Below are 18,905 nucleotides of genomic sequence, written 5' to 3' on the forward strand. Positions count from 1 at the left end.
CAGGAGTTGGATGCTTTATCTTTTTAAGAGCTTCTTTATCATGTTTGAGCATTTCATAGAACTCTTTTCGTTCGGCTAACATTTTGTTATATACAAAACGAACGCAACCAAATGTTTTATGCAGGAGCATTGTCTGTTCTTCTGTTGGATACAAGCGAAACTTATATGCTTTATTTTGTTTAGCCATATCAAATTACCTCACTTCCATCAGAATATACGTTCCCATTATATCATGATGAGGCATATTTGGCTATCACCAACCGAAATTCATCTCCCCCTTACCGTTGGGCTATGCCCTTCACGCGCTTGAAGAGGGAGACTTATTTCGGCAAAACATTAAAGGGCTTAGGATAGACATAGAAACCACCTGAATGTAACAAGCCAAGCATAAAGGCAAAAAAATACTTTTGTACTAGTTTGATAAGTATTTCTACACCCTACCGGAGAATCCCTAAACGCAATATATTTCTGTACCCGATTACCGAATATCAATCTTAAAATTTTCATCTCCTGTTATAGCTTGTTCAACTAAATGGCACCATTTAGCGCAGGTAATCGACACTTACCTATAATAAAAAAGGAAAATCCATTTCGTCCTTAGAAAAATGGATTTTCCTTTGCTTATTCAACCAGAACCATAAGCTGATGGTTAGTCTCTCCCTATTTTTTAAAAAATCATTTGCCAGACTTATCAATTCACTTTACTTACACTGATAGGAAAGCATTCCTTTTTTAGGAAATCAGTATAAGTGCAAAAGTTATGCTTCTATCCATCTCCTGCTTTTTTGATCAATCAGCATTTCCCGGATCAAAAAATGATCTGAAAAGCATTTTTCTCTTCATTTTTCTATCTGCTGCGTAATTAATTTTAGCAGCCATTCTATATTCACTGGCTTCTTTCATCAGTTGTTCCCTGTGGCCGTTTACGATACTTTTATAAATATCAAAATGAAAATGCAATTTGATCCCTCCCTTAGTGTTGTTTCCATTGTTTCTCATACAACCGGGAAGGCTTCTGGTCTTCGGCATTCGACGGACATTTCCCCTGCAAATAATCTCATGTTTCGTGGAGTGGGAATCTGCATCTTAGGTCCGAATAGGCTTTCGATGAACATGCTTATTCCTTTTGTTTTCCTGAGATTTCCTTTATACAAAAATCACCTTTATTTTTGAAATCATTATCATTCAGCCTCCTTTCACCAGAATCTATTGCGACATACCTATTAACGCACGAAACAACTCCTGCAAACAAGCGAAAGAATAATTATAATCATTTTATACACACGCTGGAGCGTAAATCCGAGGGCCTAAGGGAAACGAAAAAATGTAAGCGTGGTAAATTCACCACGCTTACATTATTTTACAAAAGTCTTTAAGAAGCCCTTATCCTATTCTGTTTTGATTCATGACATGCTCCCTGGTTTTATAAATAATTTTTCGAATACTATCATTGGATAAACTATACATCTGCTCTAATTCTTCCACAGACTTGCCATCACTGTAATGCTGAAAAATCGCTTTATTTCTCTTGGCAATTATCGCTCGGGAACCGTTTACCTCTCCCCATCCCGCTCGTTGATTTTCTTCCTTGGGAATATAAATCAGTTCACCCTGGATATACTTCTGCATCTCTTTTAGCAATCTAGGGGGAAGAACCTCTTTTCCATTTTTGTATTGCACGATTTACGTCCTCCTTATCAAGGTGTACCTGGATAATTTGTTTAAACATGTTCATATCATTCATCGTTAACGTCTCCTTTCTCTTAAGTTTAGACTAAGATTTCCGTACTCAAAGTATAATTGATTTTTAGGGAATTGGAAAGATGCCAATGTTCTGAAAAACATAATAAAAATTAAATAGAGCCGCTTCAAGCGGCTCCATACGCCTGCGATTTCTGCCTATGCAGAAATCACCTCAGGTTTTGTGATCAATATAATCAGCCTCCTTTCGAAAGAATCTGTCGGCCCGACACCCTTATTAACTCATAGTACTTACCTCACTGACAAGGGAAAGTTTTATTATAATTAATTTGTGCCAGGAAGCAAGGAGGCAGTTCTACTACTTTTAATTCCTAGAAAAATGAAGTACAAGAACCGCCTCTGCTCCGAGATCTATTCATAATGACAATTGCACTCACATTTTTCCCCCTCAAATCATCCCCCCACATCCAAAAAGTTCCCATACTCCCTCTGAAAGATGAGCTCGACTGTCCCTGTTGGACCATTTCGCTGCTTGGAAATGATTACTTCATAATTATCATTCACTGATATTTTTGACATAGCAAAATCCGCTTGACTCAAATTTACACCAGCTGAGTTAATTCTAATGAAAATTTCAGTGACTTTTTCAATATCCAATGTATGAGCCAGTTCAATAATACCTATTGAGCTATTCTTAATTTGGATTAGTTTTTGAATTACATTACTGATAACATCCGGATCAGTTCCTGAATTTGTTTCGCAATAATGATTAATAAATTTATACATACTAAATTCCGGTTTAAACACTTCAGCTATATTGGGAATCCATTTTTTATCCTTACGAATTGCTGGATTCTCTACTTCAAATTTTTCCTCTATTGGATTAAACGCTATATTAATAGATTTTTTCTTGTAATCCTTATCTACAACTTCTTTATCAGAAATTGCTGCCATTAAAGCTGTTATACGTTGTTGCCCGTCAATCAATATTCTTTTCCCACTAGAAACGGTCCCATCCTTTAATCGCGCATCTGGATTTTGCCATGTTATGATATAACCAACTGGGTAATCTTTATATAAGGAATCTAATAAATCCCTCACTTTAGATGGTTTCCAAACAAATGGGCGCTGAATTTCAGGAATTGCAACTATATCTTGTTCAATCCATCCTAGTAAAACGTTAACAGTACTATTACTAACATTATAATTCGACAAATTATCACCTCGGAAATATCTACTAATTACTCAGGATACGACTGATTTTAACTATATTGGTTATATTGTAACAAATTGTTTAGCTTAGCACCTCATGAATAACTAGATTCTATACTTAGCCCCGCATATATACAAGCTATAATACTGCCCTTATACATTCATTAGCTGTAATGACTTATGATGCTTTGCTCAAGTCTTAGGCTGTAGTAATGCCTGTATTAAACTAAGGTGTACTCAGTAAAAGCAGGTTACATCTGTAGAGAGAAGACTTATATAATTTCACTGTTCTATTTTGTGTAGTGCTAAGGCATATTATTTGTTATTCAAAAATCCAAAATTATTGTCTTCTTTTGTTGACTCATAGTAAACTAGCATATATAATAACCCTAACAAAAGTTCAAATAGTTTTTAACTAAGTGAGGGGTATAAATGTATACAATTAGCAAAAAGAAAGTAAGATTACATATGAAAAGACATGGCATATCTACTCAAAAAGAATTAGCTGAGCAATTAAGCATAAGTAAGAATCAGCTTTCTATGTTACTCTCCCCTAATTTTAATCCTATCAAATCTAATGCTATAAAACTATGTGAAACCCTTGATGTGAATTTTGAGGATATAACTGAACAAATGGCATTTGATTTAGAGGTTGAGGAAAAAAGTCCTGAAAAAGTCATTTATAAAAAAAGTAGCAAACAAATAAGTGATGATCTTAATGATTTTGTTGAGGTAAGAGATATTAAAGCAAATAAAAACTATTCTGTATTAGAGTTATTTGCAGGTGCAGGTGGTCTAGGCTTAGGACTTGAGTATGCTGGATTTGATTCCCTTGGAAATATTGAAATTGATAAACATGCTTGCCAAACACTAAGAAAAAACAGACCTAATTGGAATATCATTCAGGAGGACATTGAAAAGGTAACTGAAAATGGTATAGAAAATTATATTGATGTTCCCTCGGTCGGAGAGCTTGATTTATTATCAGGGGGCTATCCTTGTCAGTCATTTAGCTATGCAGGAAAAAAAGGTGGTTTACAGGATGCCAGAGGTACAATGTTTTTTCACTATGCTAAAATACTTGATAAATTAAAGCCAAAAATGTTTTTAGCCGAGAATGTAAAAGGACTTGTTAATCATGATGGGGGCAACACTTTAAAGATTATGCTAGATGTTTTTTCTGAGATTGGTTATAAAGTTAAATGGAAAGTTCTAAGGGCATTAGATTATGATGTAGCTCAAAAAAGGGAAAGAATAGTAATTATAGGAATTAGAAATGACTTAGTAAACAATTATAATGATCTAGAGTATTTATTTCCTAAACCATATGGCTATGAATTAACTTTAAAGGACATTCTTAAAGATGTTCCTAAATCTGAGGGTGCAAAGTATCCTGATTCTAAAAAAAATGTACTAGATCTTGTACCTCCTGGAGGTTATTGGAGAGACTTACCTGATGAGCTTGCAAAGGAATACATGGGTAAAAGTTATTACTCAGGTGGAGGTAGAACTGGAATGGCTAGAAGGCTATCATGGGATGAACCATCTTTAACCCTAACCTGCTCACCCGCCCAAAAGCAGACTGAAAGATGCCATCCTGATGACACTAGACCATTTACTGTTAGAGAATATGCAAGGATACAGAGTTTTCCTGATAATTGGGAGTTTGATTGTTCTACAGCTAATGCTTATAAACAGATAGGTAATGCAGTACCTGTAAACATGGCTAAGGCTATAGGGTTATCTATAGTAAATATATTAAATCAAATTAATTAAAAAGGGATGGATGCTGTAATAGCATCTCCCCCCTTTTCATTTAAACATCATATTTTTCTTTTCCATCAGCCACTTCTTTAATCTCCAAGTCTATCTCCTGTGGCGGCTCTAAACTTTTCTCAATTTCTTTTGCTAAGGTGTTAATTACTTTGTCCATCAGTTCAGAACCATCATACTCAGTGGCAATATCCCCAATACCATCAGTGAGTCTTTGGTAAAAGTCCTTTTCACCAGTGAGCCTATACCAAAATTCAGCCCCAATAAACACAGGATGTTCTTTACCTATCTTTTTATAATGCCCACTTAAATCCTCACGAGTACCATAAAAGACACCTACAATAAGATCATTAAAACCAATATTTAGATTATTAGTCCTTGCAAGGTTTTTAACCCCCGCAAAATGACCTTTTATAGTTTCTACATCATCTTTATTGATTGTATTTGGGCCTGCCTTAATTTGACAATACTTTCGCCTACCATCTAATTTATCAATAAATTCTATGTCTATTCCTGATGTAGTTGATGCAAAGCCCTCTAAAACCTCACTACAAAACTTTTGTAGCTGATTACCAAAGATAGTATTAATGGATGCACCTAACACCCTTGGATAAACTAATGCTTTTGCTATGCTCTTTGGGTCATCATTGCCCGTTAAAAAACTAGCCTTGTACTTATCCAAGAATGGATTAAGATTAAATTCCTTTAACTTTATCAAACCTTCTGTCTTAGCAATATGACTAGGAACGATTTCCTTTCTAAAAAATTCCTTTGCCTTCTCAATAATCCCGTCAAACTTATTACTCAATAACACCCCTCCTTTTCTGTTGGGAAACTTAACCCATTGAGGTCTATCTTACCATTTCATCCATATACTGTGTAGCTTACAATCTCATGCTAATGAAATAGACAGTAAAGTCAATAAGGTTTTTTTAATCTTTAATATCCCTATCTACCCTCTTTATAACATAATGAGTCTTATCATTCCCTAACCATACTGCCCTTTCAGCCATTCCCTTTATTCTTTCCACCTTATAAGAATGCATTTTTACAGTAAAGTCTTTAATGATTCTAAAAACAAAATTCAGCCACTATCTCCTTCGTTTTTTAACCCTTTATAAACAATGGATTTGTTTAATAACTAGCCATCTATTTTCTTATATATCATTACATGAGTATTTATTATATCAGTAGTTGAAGATCTCCGGTCAGGCTACCTAAAACGAAACCAAATCATAAAACTCTTCCAACATAATTCCCATAACCCTCTAAAAACTGTATTACCTGTCTTTCCAACTCCACCCAAATCCTTCGATCCAACGAATACGGACTCTTATCCTTCAACATCTCAACCTCCTTCTCAGCCAGCTTCATCTCATAATATCTATCACCCTTCTTCACCACAAACACATAATCCCTAAACTTCATTATATTAACTTCATAACCCTCATCCCATTCCTTCAACTGTCGTTCTATAGTGGTTCCCACATGAATTAAAAAATCCTCTCCACTATAACTTTTTGACATATAGCCTCTTACCCATCCACTGCTGTTCATCATTACCATTCCTTTCATTTTTGAATTCTTCCTTACCATAAAACAAATAGATAACAAAAAAACCCCTCATTGCAATTGATCGCAACAAAGAGCCCTGGCCGTTTGTTATCATTCAAAGCAATGCTTTGCTGGTGGAAGCACCTTACCAATTAGACCGGTTGCTGTGAAGTCGCTGAGCCAGTACTCTCGTTCACTCTTGATAACCATATATAGTTAACTATTATTTTACTTGAAATGATTTTATTGTAAAGTTAATTAGCCTGTAATCTCCAATACAAGGTTCATTCCGCAATTTCTTTTTTAAGTTAAACTGACGAAAACATGAGCAAGCTATTACAACTCAAACAACCCCCATCCCAAGTACATTCACCCACACCACTGCATAGTATAACGATGATAAATATTTGAAAGGGTTGAGTAAATATGTACTATTATTCATACATGTACCCATATCAATATTACACCAACGCACCAATGTATAACTATGGCAGACAGACTAGATACCCAGCTTATCCAAATGCGTTTGGGCATACGGGACATAATGATTGGCGTCCGTTACATGAGGGTGCCAGGGTTGATTTAAAGGATTATGGAAAACAGCCATTTGTGGTGAATATTGAAGATGCTGCCGAGGCGAACGATACATTTCGTACAGCTTTATGGACAGGGGACAATTTGCAGGTTACGTTGATGAGCATCCCGGTTGGCAGCGATATTGGATTGGAGGTTCATCCTTCGGTTGATCAGTTCTTGCGAATTGAAGAGGGCCAAGGTGTTGTGCAGATGGGTGATACGGAAAGTAATTTAACTTTTCAACGAGATGTGAGTGAGGATTACGCCATCATGGTTCCAGCTGGTAAATGGCATAATCTAATAAATACAGGCAACGAACCGCTGAAGCTGTACACGATCTATGCACCACCTGAACATCCATTTGGTACAGTTCATCAAACGAAGGCAGAGGCAATGGCTGCGGAAGGGCATTAAATAATTTAGTTATAGCAGTGGCTAATAGATTAAAATATAGAGGAGAAAAAGATTAATCGGAATAAATATAAAATTAGAGCCTATCCCTCACCACATTCTCTGGCAGGATTGCCAAAGAAAAACACCACTTTTTCATGAGAAAGCTGGTGTTTTTTATTCATTCACTATCAAGTTTTCCCAATCCTTCAAGTGCAGTCCTTTCCCAAACAACATTTAAACGTTTATTTTCCATCCCGCGCCTCACGGATGATTTCTAATGCTTTATTATCATCTATAATATAATTTTGTTCTTTTGATGCCTTATCCAATTGTTTTATAATAGCTTCATTTGAGAAGATATGATCTGTCATGTGCTTTTTCTGTTCACTCGTTAAATGTGGCTTTTTTTCAATAAAGACCGAATATCCAAGTTTCTCTTCTAAAATAAAGATAAGGTCTTCTACTTTGATTTCTTCGCTATCCCTTACAAATTGGTCAAATTGGTCACGAGTAATAAAATCCACTCAGATCACCTTCCTTTCCATTATTATAACATGAATGGTGCATGTACAAGAAGCGACTTCTGCCTTACACTATCTATTGTTTAACAATAGATATGAAAAAACTTCTGTAGGTAAAACCTAAAGTAATGTTAATCCCCCATCGCTTTACAACATTAAAAGGCATGGCGATCGGCACTTAAATCAAAGTGAGTATGACCAGTTTCCTCACCCCCGCCACTTCACTTATTCAAACATACCAAGATCCACAGACTCAGCCATCCTCTCATAGCCCTTATCATTCGGATGCAAATGGTCTCCGGAATCGTATTCTGGAAGGTAACGTTCAGGGTCTTCTGGATCTCTCAGAGTTTTATCAAAGTCAATCAGACCGTCAAATTCCTCACTTTTTCTAATCCAACTGATAACCTCCTGACGAGTCCTTTCCCCTTCATCTGTGTACATACCAGACCCTTTAAAAGGTGTTAATGTTGCACCATATATTTTTAGTCCCTGTTCATGCGCAGCGTTAATAATCTCTTTCATTCGATCGATTATTTTTTCTGCATCATACTCGGGGTGATGCCTTAGATCATTGAGCCCTGCATGCAAAATTATCGCTTTAATTCCCGATTGACTAAACACGTCCCGTTCCAGCCTTGCCAATACATGCTCCCCTTTTTCCGGTGGACTCTTAAGCAATTGATTTGCAGATATTCCAGCATTTAATACCGACATTCTGAGGTCTGAGTTTTCTCCGTTTAATCGTTTTGCTAAGAAATCAGGCCAGCGACGGTTCTCATTTAATGTTGAAAAATTTCCATTCGCAATCGAGCTTCCCACTACTGCAATAGCTCCGTTAACCGGAGAATCAGGTATAACATCCACCCCGTCCAGCCAAAACCATGCTTCTTCTTCCGTTTTAAAAGCTGATGCACCTGTCTCTTCGACTTGATTGTCTGAAGCAATATAGCTTGTTTGAATCGAACGCGGATGCCATGATGCAGGTCCAGTTTTATCATGGACATAAATACTCACGGCAAGTGCTTCATCACTGCTGACCTCAAACGCCAGCGGATCACTAAAAACTTTTTCTCCTGGAGGAATGGTTACTTTTTTTGCATTTTCAAAAGTAATTTGTTTTTCTGTACCAGGGACAGTTTCAGCTCCATTATCTGAAACCGCAACATGAACCTCATCAACAGTCAGTGGGTCTGTGCCAAATACATTGGACAAGCGAATCCGCATCCTTTTGCCATCAATATGGGGTTGTATAATGAATCGAAGCGTCTGATCTTCAAATCCTTCCGAGGAAAGCCCGTCTTCATAAGGAGCTTGCAAACTCGCCGCCCAAGCGCCTACCCAATTTTCTGTACCTGACTCTATTCCATCAGGCTTTTCCTTCTGAGTAGCTATCCATTCACGAAACCCATACATACTAATGAAAATGATAATAAGTAATGGTACAACTATATATATAAACCGCTTCATGATCTTCTCGCCTTTCATGCTGTTGTCAGTATTAATATAATATAACACTTCGTATTTACAAAAGAATATGTGGGAAAATGGAATAACGGTGGTCACTAAAGTGGATTATCATTGAATTTCGGGGATTGAGAGAGTATAAAACCCTCCGAAAAAGGCGAAAAAGATTATCATTATGGTTATCCAATTCTTCAAGCGATTGTACACCAAGTGCTATTCTTTTTGATGCCTTATCCAATTGTTTTATCATATCCAGATTTTATGTTTTTTTCTAAGATATATTGGGAAGATATAAATAGAGCGTAAATTAAAGGAGTGTTGTAATTATGAGCATACGCATTTTTATTAGTCCCGCTAAATATGTACAGGGAAAAAATGCAATTCAGGATATAGGAGAATACGTGAGAGAACTTGGTGAACAGGCCATTGTCATCGCGGATGAAACGGTTTGGGAGATTGCCGGCAATGAGGTCGTCAACCAGCTGAAACAGGAAAATATTAAAACGGAAGAAGTCCTATTTAACGGCGAAGCTTCCAAAACGGAAATTCAGCGGATTGCAGAGATTGCCAAAAAGGATAATGCGCCCGTTGTGATTGGTGTTGGAGGTGGGAAAACACTTGATACCGCCAAAGCTGTATCTGACGAAGTACAGGGCTATACTGTAATTGTACCGACAACCGCATCAACAGATGCGCCAACAAGTGCCCTTTCCGTCGTTTATTCAGATGAAGGCACCTTTGAAAATTATCGTTTCTATAATAAAAACCCGGATCTGGTTGTGGTTGATACAAAAATAATCGCAGGAGCACCACCAAGATTTCTCGCTTCCGGAATCGCCGATGCGCTGGCCACATGGGTCGAGGCTCGCAGTGTCATTAATGCAGGGGGTAATGCGATGGCAGGTGGTAGCACTACAATTGCAGGACAGGCAATTGCTGAAAAATGTGAAGAAACCCTTTTTCAATATGCCCATCTTGCCTATGAATCCAACAAAGCCAAATCAGTCACACCAGCACTGGAAGCAGTTGTAGAAGCCAATACATTGCTCAGCGGTTTAGGCTTTGAAAGTGGCGGTCTTGCGGCAGCTCACGCCATTCATAACGGTTTCACTGCTTTGAAAGGGGATATTCATAACCTGACCCATGGTGAGAAGGTCGCATTTGGTACACTTGTCCAGCTTGCTCTGGAAAAACATAATATCAACGAAGTCGAGCGTTATCTTGAATTATACATTAGTCTCGGTCTACCGGTTACACTGGAAGATATCAAATTAAAAGATGTTTCAAGAGAAGATATTATGAAAGTGGCAGAAGCAGCAACAATCGATAGTGAAACAATTCACGAAGCATTCAACATAACAGCAGACGAAGTAGTCGATGCCATCTTTGCAGCAGATCAATATGCAAAAGCCTATAAGGAAAAAAGAAATAACTAATTGAAAGGGTGCCAGTCCCTATCGTTAAAGAGTGAAGCGATAGGGACTGGCATTTTTAATATATTCTAATTATTTCTGATTTACAGCAGGATTACTATATCTAAAATGTCCATTCAATTAAAAAAGGATATCATCAACTCTACTTTTCCCTTTAGAAACAAATTGAATCAAATAGACTTCTTATACTCAATTAACCAGCAATCCCTGTATTCTCCTTCGTGAAACTCGTGCTTCGGTAAGAGCTTAACTCTTTTAAAACCGCACTTTTCATAACATTTTAATGCTCTGTTATTTGTTACTTGCGGATCCATAATTACCCGATCTGCTTCTACTTGTTCCATTAAATATTCCACCATTGACTTTACAAGCAATGTTCCAATTCCTTTACTCCAATAATCAGGCTCACCTATAAATTGATCCATTCCATAAACAGTTTCATCCGCATCATCATGATCAATTGTGCTTGTTTTACTATTTACCTGGTAAAATTGTATATAACCAATTGGTACTCCTTGATATTCCACCATACATTTTATCACGGTTTCATCCCCATGATAAAACGACTGATTTACCTTTTCTAAATCAAACGGATTATCCCTTCCTTCATAGAATTCCAGAACTTTGGCGTTAGAAAGCCATTTTACCAGTAAATGCTTGTCCTTCTCTTGTAAATACCGGACGCTGAGATTATCTTTTTCAAATAACAGAAACATCACCTTCTTTGCTGTTTAATAGATAGAGCTATCCAAGAAACTATTTATTCTTCCACTTCCTCACTAATTCTCCGAAAAGCACTTGGAGGTGGGCCATCATTAAGTCGTTTATATATAATACGGGCACATTCTTCCGGGGGTAGAATGGAAGTATCAACTTCCAGGTCATAGATACCAGGAACATGGACAAGCTCCTGCCACAGCCTGACTGGTCTTGGCACTGTGCCATCTGGATTATATCCCCTATTCCAGGTGTCCTTCCGCCGCTCCATAATAATATCAATTGGGCAGCGGATCCCCACGAATAATACCTCAGGTCCATTCAATATCTTGGAACATTCTTTCAGGATATCCCGAGGAACAGAATAGCCGTCATGATGACCGACATCCACTACGACATTTAGACCCAAGTGACTATATATTGCTATAGATTCATACAAGGCATGATACATTGTCACAATAAGCGGCTCAAGGTCAGGGTGCTCAGCCCCAGGGCGCAAACCGATGCCAGGCTGATAGCTTTTCGGGGTCATTTTCATGAATTGGTCAACCCCAAGATTCATCCACACCCCTTTAAATGAATTTTGAATTACAGCCGCTATACTGGATTTACCAGATCTTGGAGTACCATTTAGAATGACAATTTTGCCAGGCTTCTCTACATGTGACATACAGTACCCTCCATTTTACCTTATTTTCTCGATTTGATAACTATAAAAGACGGTCTTTTTTTTCATTTATTAATTTAGGCATTTTCTCTAAGCACTCTGGAATTGACTGTGGTTCAATTATTTTCTCCAATACAAATCCATTCTCTGTTAAAAATACAAATTCATCACCAGATTATTAAATAATTTCTCCATTTAGGGTGCCAAGTCCTTTTAATTTATTTATTTTATTATTAACATCAAATCCAAAAGTTGTTATTAACCTTCTTTTTCACGAACCCGATCCGATTTTTTTGTACAAAAGGCAACTGCTATGAGTATCTTTAATTTGAAATTCATTATATCTAGGTTATTTAACTATTCCAATCATTCCTTTTTCATCTACCAAAATTACAATATTATTTGCATTTTTATCCTACTTAAAGTAATACTAAAGATAGTAATTACTAATACATTTCTAAGAGGAAGCGGAGGGTCATTTTTATGGATGAAATTGAAGTTGGAGAAGTTTTTACAATTAGTGATGAAACGGGAGAAGATCAGGAAGTTGAAGTGCTGGCAAAGGTTACATTAGAAGGTACAGACTATGTTGCTGTCAGCTTTGTTGAGGATGTACAGGATGACACTGAAGATGACATTGATCTCTATTTCCTCAGAGTCGATGATGATGGGGAATTCTCAGCAATTGAAACGGATGAGGAATTTGATCAAGTATCCGAGGCATTTGATGAAATATTGGAATTGGAAGAACTGGAAGACTAGAAAGATATGCGATAATCTCTTGAATCTAAGGAGGTTATCGCTTTTTATTTTGGGAACAATTCCCCAACTGTTTTCACTACTGCTTTTTGCTTTCCTTGATAGGTTACTGCCTTCATCCATCCTCCTTTCTTAGAAAGGACTTTCTTATTTAATATCTCCTCAATTCAATCAATTGGTTTATATTACCCTCATATACAGGCACAGGCTTTTTAAATAATAAAATAAAAAGTGGACAACCTAACTGTCGTATAGCATTTGAGAAACGGAGATGAAAAATAATGGAGCATGTAAAAGCATTACTTATTAAATTTGTTATGTGTACTGCAGTATTATGGGTCGTTTTAGGTATGTTTTATGGTGTGTCATTTGGTGATATCCTTACAATTAGTGTTTTACTGACTGGCGTTTCCTATGTGGTCGGAGATCTATTTCTTTTACCACGTTTTGAAAATTGGGGTGCTACACTGGCAGATCTCGGTTTAGCATTTATGGGAACTTGGTACCTTGGTCTCTTTCTGATCGAAGGAAATATTGCGCTCGGAAATGCAGCCATCATATCAGCACTGATCATTGCTGCAGGAGAATTCTTTTTCCACAAATATATGGCAAATGAAGTATTAACCGAAGAGGTAATCCGCTCAGATGAGGAAAAGGAACTCATCCGGCAATACCAAACAGAACATAGTGAAGAACTCGATGGCGGAAGTGAGCAGGATAAGAAGGAATAGCTGTTTGTTGTAATGAAGAACTGCGGATGGGAAACGGCCTGTTCGCAGTTTTCGTATTATTGTCGAATTTTTCCGGAAATTTATATTAGCTAAAATGAATTCTTTAGTACATCTTATTATGGAAAATTAACTTTCTTCTTCACTATTTCTTTCCAAATCTACGTTTTACAGCATTTTATACCTTCATCATGCAATTTCTATCCATTCGACACTTCCTTTCAAAAATATCAATCATCGTTTATAATAGATTTAGGCTAGGAGGTGAGAGAAGATGGAACAAGCAAGCTTACAGGAAATTTTAAAAGCATTAGAGCTACATTCTGAAACAATCGACAAAAAAATGGACGAAAAATTGGGTAGAATGAATTCAGATCTTGGAAACCGAATGGATAATATGAAATCAGAACTAGAAAATCGGATGGATGATGTGAAGTCAGGATTGGAAAATCGAATGGATAATATGAAATTAGGATTAGAAAATCGTATGGATGATATGAAGTCGGGATTGGAAAACCGAATGGATAAGATGCAGTCAGGATTAGAAAATCGTATGGATGAAGGTTTTAAGCAAGTTGATACCCGCTTTAATCGACTTGAAAAAAAGGTTGATGGTATCCGAGTGGAATTGACTGAAACGCAGGAAACAGTTGATTATTTATCCAGCAAAAATGTCCAGCATGAGAAAAAACTTCGAAGCATCAATGAATATAGCCTATAAACTTCAGATACCTGCAAATGTGTTTTGCTTAAAGTAAATCCTTTATTAGAGAGACTCTCCACTTCCCGCAACTTCAATTTTTCCTATGAAATTATAATTTTTAGAAAACTCAGCTTATCGCCAAGCCTTAATGGCGAAAGCCTTAGTTGCACTTATACTGATATCCTAAAAAAGTTATACTTTCCTATCAGTGGAACAATAAGCAGGGAACAAACAACAGGTTTCCTGCTTATTTTATCCTTAAAGCCCCATTGCAGTTACTTCCATATTCCCACGTTTGCATCAGAATGAGCCATTTGTTAGTTCTTTTTTTTTAGTAGCTATGGAGTGAACGAAATATTCATTATGGTCAACACCAATCATGGTAGGCTGAAATTTATTGATTGCATCTATCAGCTGATTAATTACTACGATATCCAAATAGTTGGTTACTTCATCCCAAACAAATAACTCATTTTTCCCTAGTAGTGCATCAGCTAAGAATACTTTTTTCTGTTCACCTGAGCTCCAATCCTTGCTTGATTTATCTGAAAAACTGGATCTGTGAACACCTAATTGATGTAATAAGTGCCAATAGTTTTCTTTCTCCTTGGAATTCAGTTTGTTGATGAATGAAGGGTAGTCTAAGTCATCCTGATTTTTTTGATTCAGAACCGATAAATTTTCAGGTAAATTAACCCTATATTCCCCTGTCGTTTCCCAGTGTTCATTCCCAAGTATAAAATCAAGTAATGTAGACTTACCAACGCCATTCTTCCCTTTTATAAAGAAGCGTTCATTTGGATATACGTCTATATTAATTGGTTCAAATAGTGGCATACCATTTCTTATTATTGAAAAATTACGTAGGAACAGGATTTGTTTCCTGGGTTCTTTAACAAGCATCTTGAGATTGGATGCTGCTTCCACGTTATTAATCAAGCTTTCCTTGTCTTCAATCATCTCTTCCGTTCTCTTTTTAATTGCCTTCGCTCTTTTCATTTGCTTAGCTGCCAATCGCCTTTCAGCAGCATCTTTTGTACTGTTTTCTCTTTTTTGACCCCAAGTACTCACTGTTCCTGAAGCTTGGTTTAGGCGTTTTATTTCAGATTTTAATTTAGCATTCTGCTCCTCTGAAAGTTTATCCGCATTTTCCCTTTCATATTTCCAAGTGTCAATATTACCCGTTATAAGTTCAATAGATTCTTTATTTATTGCCAAGATATGATCAACAAATTGATTTAAAAAATATTCATCATGGCTTATTACAATATAACCTTTTTTATTATTTAAATAGTTGCCAACAATTCGTCTGCCGTGTGAATCAAGATTATTGGTTGGTTCATCAATTAATGGAAATGAATTTTGATTTAAAAATAGTTCAATGAGCAGGACTTTTGTTTGTTCCCCACCACTTAAAATGTTAAAGCTTTTATCTAATATATCAGAGGGCAAATCCATGTAAGATAATTCACGCTCTATTTGCCAAACTTCTATATTGGCATTATGTTGCTGTAACACTTCGAGTGCAGTAACGTCATCAGAGCCCTTTGGATATTGCGGGAAATATTTAAACTCTAAGTTTGATTGTACATCTCCTTCATAATCCAGTTCATTTAGCAGTATTTCTAAAAATGTAGTTTTTCCTCTCCCATTTCTGCCTACGAGCCCCAATTTCCAATTTTCATTGATATTAAGGTTCACATTTTTAAACAGAGGTTGCATCATGGATATATATTGAAATGACATATTTTTAATAAGTATATTACCATCGGTCACAGTAGTCTCCTCCTTCAAGCAAAGTTGTCAGGTTTTTAAAAATAAAAAAAGCCTGCTATTCTCATTTTCTGAGGGTAGCAGGCAATGCAATACATCGTACAGACTTAAACAGACTTATTTTAACAGTCTTTAGCCTTTATACAGTATATTATGCAATAACCCTATCCTCAGAAAATCAATCAATAAACATAACAAATTGGCATTCAGATTATCTAAAAATGATAATAAGCTGAATGAATAGGTTAAGCTATCAATTATTTCTATAAATTAGGATTATTGAATCATGTGCTGTTTCATCCTTCCGTCTTTTGTTAAGCTAATAGTAAAATAATAATTTGGTATTGTCAACTACACTTGTTTGAAAGTTTGCTCATGGAAAATCCCAATTCGATAAAATCCAGTACGAAAGTTTCGGCTTATTTCGGTTGCCCGGGCTACTATTTTGTCTCTCGGTTTAGCTGTTTCCGCTCCCGGGCTGATGTTTTACGATCTCGTAAACTATGGCACCTATTCCCGGTTATTTTTCTACCCTGATACTCCCATTATCCGTTTTTAATTTTATCAAATTATCGCCATTTCCAACTACTGTTTCCCAATTGGAATCGCCAAATACTTTAACACTGCCATTATCGGTCCTTACGTCAAATATGGCATTTGTTGGTTCCTTCTCCGTTTGAACTTTAATGCTTCCGTTATCGGTTTCAAGCTCAAGTGGTTGGTCCAGACTTTTGGTTTCCAATGAGATAGCTCCATTACTTGTTTTTCCCGTAATCTCCCCCTCAACTTGAGAAAGTGCTATTTTTCCGTTATCCGTTTTCACCTGTACCGTCTCAGCTGTAATATTCTCCATATCTATACGTCCATTTTTTGAGGCTGCCTTGATATCCTTAATATTTAAAGCCTCCGCTTCCAGGCTGCCATTATCAATTTCTACAATCAGTGTGTCATACAGCTTTTCAGGTAAATATACAGTTAACGTTAAAGATTCCGTGAAAAACCCAAAGTTAAAAAGCTTATGATTCTGATTATCTGTTTGAATGAATAATGTATTTCCATTTTCTTCAACGGACAAATTTTTCTTTTTGTCATTACTTCTGCCTGATAGTTCGATTCTGATTTTCTGATCTTTTGCAGGAATAATCTCTACTCTTTCATTATTTGATTGAATGTCAATCGCAGTAATATTAGTATCGTCAACCTCCTTTGCCTCTGCAACTGAAGTTGGTTCGGTGAAATTAAATGTTATAATACTTCCAATTCCCCCGACTAACAGGAAAAGTAAGGCTATCATAACTATTTTCTTAACATTATTCATGTTTCAACCCACCTTTCACAAGCTTTGCATTGTAGTTTAAATAACGAACAAATCCAGTTGTAATAAATCTCGTCACATACAGCATTCCAATTGCAATCAATATGCCAAGACCAGTAAGTGCAATGGAAAAGAATAAATCAAAAAGTTCAAAGGCCCCGGGATAGATTACAACATTTATTAAAACCAATAATGGTGAAATAATAAATGCTAGTCCTGTTATCCATCCGGCTAGAACAACAGAAAGTATTGCTATAAATGGCCCAAGCACAATAACTAAATTGAAAAATCCCAAACCGATAACTGCCCAGACAGCACGAAAGATATTACCGGCCGAATAATGATCCTCTGCTTTTCCCAGATAGTGTGTTGCTATTAATTCTTTTCCGATTTGATTTGGTGAACCAAGTGATTTAGAAATTTCCTCTTCTGGTTTCCCCTCACTCTTGCCGATATCAAAATGCTCCTCGAAATCCTGTAAAATATCTTCTTTTTCTTCATCGGACAGTTTTTTTAAAGAGGCATTTAATTGCTTTAAAAATTGTTCTCTATTCATTGCCAGTACCCTCCTTTATTAAGTAATTCACACCGCTTGAGAAAATCTGCCATTCCGGAATAATCACTCGCAGGTATTCTCTTCCTTTGTCTGTAAGCATATAATATTTTCGTGAAGGCCCTTCTGTGGACTCCTGCAGATATGTCGTAACATAATCCTCTTTTTTCAGCCTTCTTAACAGTGGGTATACAGAGCCTTCCGATATGGTAATCTGTTCGGAAATTTTTTGAACAAGCTCGTATCCATATCGATCCGTTTTATCCAGTAATGCAAGCACACACAGCTCCAGCGCCCCTTTATTGAATTGTATATTCAAGACACAATCACCTTCTTCTCCGTTTTTACTATTATATAATGAATAGTACTGATTTATACCAAGTACTTTGATATTAACAATATAACATTCAGTACCATTTAATGCAAGGTACTGTTTCAAAATTAAAACCGTGTTTATATACAGCTTTTCCGTTCTCTAATTCGGAACCTTGAAAAAATCAAATTCACCACTTTATAGTTAAGCAACGTGGGACAAGCATTTAAATCCCTGACAATACTTGAAACTTATTTATTTCCCATTCGTATGATAAGGTAGCAAATTTAGGAGGAGGAACCAGGATGAATGCTATTACAAAAAAACGTTTGAAAGCTTATTTGATTGACGCTGCCATTTCAACTGCTTTAACAGCCGGGGTTGAGTATTTCATGCGAAAAAAAGTAAAGAATGAAGTGGTACATGTTTTAATCATGCCTACCGTCGTAATGTGGACACTTGAATATGCTCAATTAAAACAACGTTCTCAAACCATTGGTTATAAAAAAATGGGACTTGCACTTGAAAGTGAGGATCGTTCAGAACTAACATCTGGTAGAATTATTAAGCGCATGGCTTACCGGGATACATTGAGCACATTGGAGTACCTGAAAAATCGCAAAGCTTTTGAATCCCAGGATGGGGCAGTACTTCCTCACGACCGCATTTCCGGAACAGTCGTTAAAGAAATTTCTTAAACAATTACAGCAGTAGAGGCTGTTAGCAAAGATATCCTATCAGCCTCGA

21 protein-coding genes, 1 pseudogene and 1 riboswitch are annotated in these 18,905 nt (G+C 36.6%); of the genes and pseudogenes, 7 read left to right on the top strand and 15 right to left on the bottom strand.

Features of this window, described 5'->3' with window-relative positions:
- The 4 genes from CIL05_RS18890 to CIL05_RS18900 all read right to left on the bottom strand — a co-directional run.
- Nucleotides 1–187, bottom strand: a 187-nt coding sequence (locus CIL05_RS18890; RefSeq protein ID WP_165769174.1) for a helix-turn-helix domain-containing protein, incomplete at its 3' end; no start/stop codon positions are given.
- A 602-nt stretch (nt 188–789) separates the two neighbouring features.
- Entirely contained in the window at nt 790–960 is a 171-nt protein-coding gene (locus CIL05_RS22345; RefSeq protein ID WP_165769175.1) for a hypothetical protein, read from the bottom strand.
- 423 nt (nt 961–1,383) lie between these two features.
- Entirely contained in the window at nt 1,384–1,680 is a 297-nt protein-coding gene (locus CIL05_RS18895; protein ID WP_095657098.1) for a CD3324 family protein, read from the bottom strand.
- 474 nt (nt 1,681–2,154) lie between these two features.
- Complete coding sequence (locus CIL05_RS18900; RefSeq protein WP_095657099.1) at nt 2,155–2,916, bottom strand: DUF262 domain-containing protein; 762 nt, start codon at nt 2,914–2,916, stop codon at nt 2,155–2,157.
- A 429-nt stretch (nt 2,917–3,345) separates the two neighbouring features.
- Between CIL05_RS18900 and CIL05_RS18905 the strand changes: the two genes are divergently transcribed.
- Nucleotides 3,346–4,689 (top strand): DNA cytosine methyltransferase, encoded by a 1,344-nt coding sequence (locus CIL05_RS18905; RefSeq protein WP_240510235.1) that lies wholly within the window; start codon nt 3,346–3,348, stop codon nt 4,687–4,689.
- Nucleotides 4,690–4,729: 40 nt separating this feature from the next.
- Here the strand turns inward: CIL05_RS18905 and CIL05_RS18910 are convergent, their stop codons facing one another.
- On the bottom strand, nt 4,730–5,494 hold the full coding sequence (locus CIL05_RS18910; protein ID WP_095657100.1) for a PmeII family type II restriction endonuclease: 765 nt from the start codon (nt 5,492–5,494) through the stop codon (nt 4,730–4,732).
- A gap of 425 nt (nt 5,495–5,919) precedes the next feature.
- The gene (locus tag CIL05_RS18915; protein WP_095657101.1) at nt 5,920–6,261 is read right to left on the bottom strand and encodes a hypothetical protein; all 342 of its coding nucleotides are present in this window, start codon (nt 6,259–6,261) and stop codon (nt 5,920–5,922) included.
- Between the two features lie 84 nt (nt 6,262–6,345).
- A riboswitch (SAM riboswitch) is annotated at nt 6,346–6,449 on the bottom strand.
- 217 nt (nt 6,450–6,666) lie between these two features.
- Here CIL05_RS18915 and CIL05_RS18920 point away from each other — a divergent pair.
- Nucleotides 6,667–7,230, top strand: coding sequence for a cupin domain-containing protein (locus CIL05_RS18920; protein ID WP_095657102.1), 564 nt, complete (start codon nt 6,667–6,669; stop codon nt 7,228–7,230).
- A gap of 221 nt (nt 7,231–7,451) precedes the next feature.
- On the opposite strand, the gene CIL05_RS18925 is transcribed toward CIL05_RS18920, so the two are convergent.
- Together CIL05_RS18925 and CIL05_RS18930 are read right to left on the bottom strand one after the other, a co-directional pair.
- On the bottom strand, nt 7,452–7,733 hold the full coding sequence (locus tag CIL05_RS18925; protein ID WP_095657103.1) for a hypothetical protein: 282 nt from the start codon (nt 7,731–7,733) through the stop codon (nt 7,452–7,454).
- Nucleotides 7,734–7,955: 222 nt separating this feature from the next.
- Nucleotides 7,956–9,200 (bottom strand): SGNH/GDSL hydrolase family protein, encoded by a 1,245-nt coding sequence (locus CIL05_RS18930; protein ID WP_095657104.1) that lies wholly within the window; start codon nt 9,198–9,200, stop codon nt 7,956–7,958.
- 323 nt (nt 9,201–9,523) lie between these two features.
- Between CIL05_RS18930 and CIL05_RS18935 the strand changes: the two genes are divergently transcribed.
- Entirely contained in the window at nt 9,524–10,633 is a 1,110-nt protein-coding gene (locus tag CIL05_RS18935) for a glycerol dehydrogenase (protein WP_095657105.1), read from the top strand.
- Between the two features lie 167 nt (nt 10,634–10,800).
- Here CIL05_RS18935 and CIL05_RS18940 read toward each other — a convergent pair whose 3' ends face one another.
- The 3 genes and pseudogenes from CIL05_RS18940 to CIL05_RS22705 form a co-directional block, all read right to left on the bottom strand.
- Nucleotides 10,801–11,346: a GNAT family N-acetyltransferase gene (locus CIL05_RS18940; RefSeq protein WP_095657106.1), complete on the bottom strand. Its 546-nt coding sequence runs from the start codon at nt 11,344–11,346 to the stop codon at nt 10,801–10,803.
- 44 nt (nt 11,347–11,390) lie between these two features.
- Complete coding sequence (locus tag CIL05_RS18945; protein WP_095657107.1) at nt 11,391–12,017, bottom strand: chloramphenicol phosphotransferase CPT family protein; 627 nt, start codon at nt 12,015–12,017, stop codon at nt 11,391–11,393.
- Nucleotides 12,018–12,037: 20 nt separating this feature from the next.
- Nucleotides 12,038–12,168: pseudogene (locus CIL05_RS22705) on the bottom strand (SAM-dependent methyltransferase); the annotation flags it as partial.
- 329 nt (nt 12,169–12,497) lie between these two features.
- Between CIL05_RS22705 and CIL05_RS18955 the strand changes: the two are divergent.
- The 3 genes from CIL05_RS18955 (at nt 12,498) to CIL05_RS18965 (ending at nt 14,222) form a co-directional block, all read left to right on the top strand.
- Nucleotides 12,498–12,776, top strand: coding sequence for a DUF1292 domain-containing protein (locus CIL05_RS18955; RefSeq protein ID WP_095657108.1), 279 nt, complete (start codon nt 12,498–12,500; stop codon nt 12,774–12,776).
- A 278-nt stretch (nt 12,777–13,054) separates the two neighbouring features.
- The gene (locus CIL05_RS18960) at nt 13,055–13,504 is read left to right on the top strand and encodes a YndM family protein (RefSeq protein WP_095657109.1); all 450 of its coding nucleotides are present in this window, start codon (nt 13,055–13,057) and stop codon (nt 13,502–13,504) included.
- A gap of 271 nt (nt 13,505–13,775) precedes the next feature.
- On the top strand, nt 13,776–14,222 hold the full coding sequence (locus CIL05_RS18965) for an apolipoprotein A1/A4/E family protein (RefSeq protein WP_240510236.1): 447 nt from the start codon (nt 13,776–13,778) through the stop codon (nt 14,220–14,222).
- Between the two features lie 282 nt (nt 14,223–14,504).
- Here CIL05_RS18965 and CIL05_RS18970 read toward each other — a convergent pair whose 3' ends face one another.
- From CIL05_RS18970 to CIL05_RS18985, 4 genes are all read right to left on the bottom strand, one after another.
- Nucleotides 14,505–15,980, bottom strand: coding sequence for an ATP-binding cassette domain-containing protein (locus tag CIL05_RS18970; protein WP_240510237.1), 1,476 nt, complete (start codon nt 15,978–15,980; stop codon nt 14,505–14,507).
- 517 nt (nt 15,981–16,497) lie between these two features.
- Complete coding sequence (locus tag CIL05_RS18975; RefSeq protein ID WP_095657110.1) at nt 16,498–17,295, bottom strand: DUF4097 family beta strand repeat-containing protein; 798 nt, start codon at nt 17,293–17,295, stop codon at nt 16,498–16,500.
- The gene (locus tag CIL05_RS18980) at nt 17,288–17,848 is read right to left on the bottom strand and encodes an HAAS signaling domain-containing protein (protein ID WP_095657111.1); all 561 of its coding nucleotides are present in this window, start codon (nt 17,846–17,848) and stop codon (nt 17,288–17,290) included. The genes CIL05_RS18975 and CIL05_RS18980 overlap by 8 nt, the downstream gene beginning before the upstream one ends.
- Entirely contained in the window at nt 17,841–18,164 is a 324-nt protein-coding gene (locus CIL05_RS18985) for a PadR family transcriptional regulator (protein WP_095657190.1), read from the bottom strand. Before CIL05_RS18985 ends, CIL05_RS18980 begins: the two co-directional genes overlap by 8 nt.
- 299 nt (nt 18,165–18,463) lie before the next feature.
- Here CIL05_RS18985 and CIL05_RS18990 point away from each other — a divergent pair, with 299 nt between their 5' ends.
- Entirely contained in the window at nt 18,464–18,856 is a 393-nt protein-coding gene (locus CIL05_RS18990; protein ID WP_095657112.1) for an RDD family protein, read from the top strand.
- Nucleotides 18,857–18,905: the final 49 nt, after the last annotated feature.

Source organism: Virgibacillus profundi (genome assembly GCF_002287375.1).
GTDB classification, from domain to species: Bacteria; Bacillota; Bacilli; order Bacillales; family Amphibacillaceae; genus Virgibacillus_K; species Virgibacillus_K profundi.